Source organism: Microbacterium sp. UBA3394 (genome assembly GCF_002358725.1).
Classification (GTDB): domain Bacteria; phylum Actinomycetota; class Actinomycetes; order Actinomycetales; family Microbacteriaceae; genus Microbacterium; species Microbacterium luteum.
In genome coordinates this window covers 1-3496 of sequence record NZ_DEPK01000014.1, presented here as the reverse complement: position 1 = coordinate 3496, position 3496 = coordinate 1, and the positions used below count along the sequence as shown (strand labels likewise).

The 3496-nt window shown below is 67.7% G+C and carries 3 protein-coding genes; all 3 read right to left on the bottom strand.

Annotated elements, in window-relative coordinates; genetic code table 11:
• Positions 1-789, bottom strand: a 789-nt coding sequence (locus B4E30_RS00620) for a Gfo/Idh/MocA family protein (RefSeq protein ID WP_286793059.1), incomplete at its 3' end; no start/stop codon positions are given.
• A 423-nt stretch (positions 790-1212) separates the two neighbouring features.
• Positions 1213-2250 (bottom strand): rhamnose ABC transporter substrate-binding protein, encoded by a 1038-nt coding sequence (rhaS, locus tag B4E30_RS00615; protein WP_286793057.1) that lies wholly within the window; start codon positions 2248-2250, stop codon positions 1213-1215.
• A gap of 50 nt (positions 2251-2300) precedes the next feature.
• Positions 2301-3359, bottom strand: coding sequence for an ABC transporter permease (locus B4E30_RS00610; protein WP_286793055.1), 1059 nt, complete (start codon positions 3357-3359; stop codon positions 2301-2303).
• Between the last annotated feature and the right edge of the window lie 137 nt (positions 3360-3496).

Genomic DNA, 3496 nt, shown 5'->3' with positions numbered 1-3496 from the left:
GATGCCGTAGGCGGCGTCTTCCGCCGTGGCGGTGTAGTGCTCGCCGTTCTCGTCCCAGCGGTCGGCGATGTGCACGGCCGCCTGGGCGTAGACGCTCTTGACCTCACCGAACAGGTTCTCCATGACGTAGTTCCAGTGCGGGAACATGTCGACGATGATGCCGCCGCCGTCTTCGGTGCGATAGTTCCAGCTCGGACGCTGCGCAGGCTGCCAGTCGCCTTCGAAGACCCAGTATCCGAATTCGCCGCGCACCGAGAGGATGCGGCCGAAGAAGCCCGAATCGATGAGGCGCTTCAGCTTCTGCAGGCCCGGGAGGTAGAGCTTGTCGTGCACGACGCCGGTCTTCACGCCGGCTGCCGCGGCGAGCTTGGCCAGCTCGAGTGCTTCGGCCGCGGTCTCTGCGGTCGGCTTCTCGGTGTAGATGGTCTTGCCGGCCGCGATCGCCTTGCGGAGAGCCGCCGAACGCGCCTTGGTGACGAGGAAGTCGGCGTAGATCTCCCAGCGGGGGTCGGCGAGGGCCGCATCGAGGTCGGTGGTGTAGTCCTCGATGCCGTGCTTGTCGGCGAGGTCGGCGAGCTTCGCCTCGCTGCGGCCGACCAGCAGCGGCTTGACCGTGACCTTCGTGCCGTCGGAGAGCACGATGCCGCCCTGGTCGCGGATCGCGAGGATCGAGCGCACCAGGTGCTGCCGGTAGCCCATGCGCCCGGAGACGCCGTTCATGATGATGCCGATCTCGCGGACGGCCGGGCGGACCTCGGCCTGGGGCGGGGCGATCGTGGTGTCGGTCATGCGGTCCTTCTCTCTCGTATCCGGCGACGTCACGGTCGCGGAAAAGCCGGGGAACCCCGAGGGGTAAACGCTTTCCCTAGTGTGCCACGCCCCTGTCCGCCGCGCAAGCGCTTTCCCGTGCATGGCCACGCCGCCCCGCTCCGCCGCCGCACGCCGCCCACACCGGCCCGCGCCGCGCGGCGCCCGCCCACGAAAGTCGCACGGGCTCCGCAAAAGCCGCTCCGCAGTCATTTTCGGCGGGTGCGCGGCCCCTTCATCCGCACAAAGTGACTGCGGAGCGGGGCAGGTGGCGCGGAGTGAGGTGAAGTGACCGCGGAGTTAGGTGAAGTGACTGCGGAGTGCGGTGAGGTACCGCGGAGCGGGTGATGAGCGCGACGAGGGGCGCCCGGCGGATCGCCGGACGCCCCTCGGGCCGTGGATCGCTTAGAAGTCGAAGTCGCCGATGTTCTCGGCGTCGAAGACGTAGGGGTCTCCGAGGAGGACGACGCCGTCGGCGCCGACCTCGTAGGTGCCGAGCTTGCCGGCCTCGAACGAGTCGCCTTCCGCGCCTTCGATCGCACCGGTGGCCAGCGCGTCGGCGGCGAAGGCGGCGAGGTAGCCGAGGTCGGCCGGGTTCCACAGCGCGAACGCCTCGACGGTGCCGTCTTCGACGTACTCGCGCATCTGGTTCGGTGTACCGAGGCCCGTCAGCGCGACCTCACCCTTGTACTCCGAGGTCGACAGGTAGCGCGCTGCGGCGGCGATCCCGACGGTGGTCGGCGAGACGATGCCCTTGAGGTCGGGGTAGGTCTGCAGCAGAGCGGCGGTCTTGTCGAACGACGTCTGGTCGTCGTCGTCGCCGTAGGCGACCTCGACGAGCTCGACGTTCGGGTGGTTGGCCGCAAGCTCCTCCTCCATCATCTCGATCCAGGAGTTCTGGTTCGTGGCGTTGGCGGAGGCGGACAGGACGGCGATCTGGCCTTCGTCGCCGATCTGCTCGGTGATCAGGTCGACCTGCACCTGCGCGATGCCTTCTGCGGTGGCCTGGTTGATGAACAGGTCGCGGCACTCCGGGTTGGTGTCGGAGTCGAAGGTGACGATCTTCACGCCGGCGCTGCTGGCCTCGTCGAGCGCATCGCAGATGGCCTCGGGGTCGTTCGCCGAGACGACGAGCGCGTCGGCGCCCTGCTGCGCCGCGGTCTGGATGTAGGTGACCTGCGAGGTCGGGGTCGCCTCGCTCGGGCCGACCTCTTCGAAAACTCCGCCGAACTCGTCGACGGCCTCGACGGCCCCGGCGCTGGAGGTGTCGAAGTACGGGTTGCCGAGGTTCTTGGGCAGCATCGTGATGGTGACGGCCTCGCCGTCGCCGCCCGCGTCCCCGCCCGAGTCGCTTGAGCCGGAGCATCCGGTGAGGACGAGTGCTGCGGTGGCCGCGACGGCCGCGATGCCGACGCCGAAGCGGCGGTTCCTGGTGTTGAACATCGTTGTTTCCTTCCCTTGGTGAAGTCGGTCTGTGATTCCAGGTGGAATGCTCAGGCGTCGGATGCGCCGGAGCGTCCCTTCTTCTTCCCGACGGCGGACACACGCTTGGTGCGCACCCATGCGAGGAAGCTTGCGGACACCACCGAGACGACCAGCAGGATCCCGGTGATGACGTTGATGATGTCGCTGGTGACGCCGGCCAATCGGAGGGCGCTGGAGAGCGTCCCGATCAGCAGCACGCCGGCGATGACGCCGTGGAGCGCGCCACGGCCGCCGAAGATCGACACCCCACCCAGCAGGACGGCGGCGATGATCTGCAGTTCCATGCCGGTGGCGTTGTCGCCGCGGGCGTTGTTGTAGAGCAGGGTGAAGTAGATCCCGGCGAAGCCCGACACGGCGCCGCTCATGACGAACAGCCAGAACTTCGTCAGGCCGACGTCGATCCCCGAGAAGCTTGCGGCCTCCTTGTTCAGGCCGATCGCATAGAGCGAGCGTCCGAAGGGGGTGAAGTGCAGCAGGACGGCGAAGACGACAGCCAGCACGATGAACGGGATGATGATCATCGGCACGGGGGTCCCCGGCACGTTGGCTCGCGCCAGATCGGTCCAGAAGTCCGGGAAGTCGCTGATGGCCGTGGTTCCCAGCAGCCCCACCGCGATTCCGCGAAAGAGTGCGAGCGTGCCGATCGTGACGGCCAGCGAGGGCAGACCCACGAAGGTGACCAGGGCGCCGTTGATCGCACCCGCGATGATGCCGACGACGATCGCGGCCAGGCCCGCGAGCGGCAGCCCCCAGCCGGCCTGGACGCCGAGCCCCGTGACCACCGAGGAGAGACCGACGATGCTGGCCACCGAGAGGTCGATCTCCTCGGTGATGATGATCAGCGTCATCGGCAGGGCGATCAGAAGGATCGGTGCGAGTTCGCGAATGAGGTAGGTGATCGTCAGCGGGCTGTCGAAGTTCGGCACCACGATGGTCGCGACGACGATCACGAGTGCGAGGAGTCCGATGATGGCCGCTTCGCGGTTCAGCACGACCCGTCGCCACAGGGCGTGGTGATGGTTGCGGTAGCGGCGCTCGGTGCGAGCGGTGAGGACGGCCGAGGTCATGATTGCTCCTCCCTCGCGGCGATGAGTCGTCGGTGTTGTCTCACGGCGAGCACCCGGTCGAGCACGATGGCGCCGATGATGAGGATGCCGACGACGGCGCGCTGCCAGAAGTCCTCGATGCCGATGATCGGCAGGGC